2 protein-coding genes are annotated in these 1,763 nt (G+C 49.0%); both read right to left on the reverse strand.

All coding sequences use genetic code 11. The annotated features are described in order from the left end of the window. On the reverse strand, positions 1-692 hold a 692-nt coding region (locus AAGC78_RS08280; RefSeq protein WP_435783592.1), incomplete at its 3' end, for an aspartate kinase. Positions 693-845: 153 nt separating this feature from the next. After that, on the reverse strand, positions 846-1,763 hold a 918-nt coding region (locus tag AAGC78_RS08285), incomplete at its 5' end, for a DHHA1 domain-containing protein (protein WP_435783593.1).

The raw sequence follows: 1,763 nt of genomic DNA on the forward strand, positions 1-1,763 counted from the left end.
CTGTGTAACACACGCAAAGGCACCTTATATTTGCCAGCAAACTCTACAGAGCGAATTTGCAGGACTTTGGAACCCTGGCTGGCCATTTCCAGCATTTCTTCAAAGGTAATTTTTTCCAAGCGACGCGCGCGCTCACAAACACGTGGATCGGTTGTATATACGCCGTCTACGTCAGTATAGATCTGGCATTCATCCGCTTTTAATGCAGCAGCAAGCGCTACACCAGTAGTATCTGAACCACCACGACCAAGCGTTGTGATATTGCCATTCTCATCTACACCTTGGAAACCAGCGACTACGACTACGCGGCCAGCTTTGAGATCGGCGCGCATATTTTCTTCATCAATAGACTGAATGCGCGCCTTGGTGTGGGCATTGTCGGTGAGAATACGCACTTGGCCGCCAGTGTATGAACGGGCATCTACACCACGCTTTTTCAGCGCCATGCACAGGAGCGCAATAGTTACTTGCTCACCAGTAGCGACCAATACATCCAATTCACGCGGATCAGGAGTATCTTGAATTTGCTGAGCCAAACCAATCAAGCGATTAGTCTCGCCACTCATAGCAGAGAGCACCACGACCATATCGTGACCCTGTGCACGGAAACCAGCCACCTTGTCGGCAACTTGCTCGATACGCTCGATGGAACCAACTGAGGTGCCACCGTATTTCTGAACCAATAAGCTCATTACAGCCTATCCTTTATCAATTGACGATTGCTAATACTTACTAACCAGATCACAAAAAAGGCGCCAATTAAACACCAGATTGCGATAAAAGTTAACCCAAATGGGTGATTAAAAGCGGATTAATAACACTTCCTTCACCTTTCTGTACAGCTATTAACCGAGTTGGGATTTAACCCATGGCACAACTGATGCTAATGCAGCATCAAGGCCTGCAACATTGGTTCCGCCACCCTGCGCCATATCAGGGCGTCCGCCACCTTTGCCACCCAATTGTCCGGCAACAAAACCCATCAAGTCACCCGCTTTTACTTTACCGGTAGCATCCTGGGTAACACCGGCAATCAATGCAACCTTATCGCCTTCTACTGCAGCGAGCAGCACTACCGCCGAGCCCAACTTGTTTTTGAATTGATCTGCAGTATCTCTAAGGGATTTGGCATCGGCACCTTCAAGATTCAAGGCCAACACCTTAATTCCTTGAACATCTACTGCTTGCGACAACACATCACCGCTACCTGCAGTTGCCAATTTGGTTTTAAGTGCCGCCAGATCTTTTTCCAATTTGCGGTTTTGCGCCACCAAAGCATCCAGCTTTTCAATCAACGACTCGCGATTGGCCTTGAGGCTGCGGCCGGCGGTATCCACCAACGACTCAACGCGATCAAACAACTCTAATGCTTTAGTGCCAGTAATCGCCTCAATACGACGAATACCTGCAGCCACACCAGATTCAGAGGTAATGCGGAACAAACCTATATCACCTGTGCGATTGACATGGGTGCCGCCGCAAAGCTCAACGGAGAAACCATCACCCATCGTCAGGACACGCACGGTATCACCGTATTTTTCACCAAAGAGAGCCATTGCACCCTTGGCTTTGGCGGCATTCATATCGCACAGTTCGGTAGCCACTGAGGAATTGGCGCGAATCTGGTCATTCACCAGAGTTTCAATCGCTTTTAATTGATCGGCAGTAACGGCTTCAAAATGTGAGAAGTCAAAACGCAGGCGCTCTGAGTCTACCAAAGAGCCTTTTTGAGTCACGTGCTCACCCAGAATCTTGCGCAGTGC

This window comes from Cellvibrio sp., assembly GCF_039207905.1.
Classification (GTDB): domain Bacteria; phylum Pseudomonadota; class Gammaproteobacteria; order Pseudomonadales; family Cellvibrionaceae; genus Cellvibrio.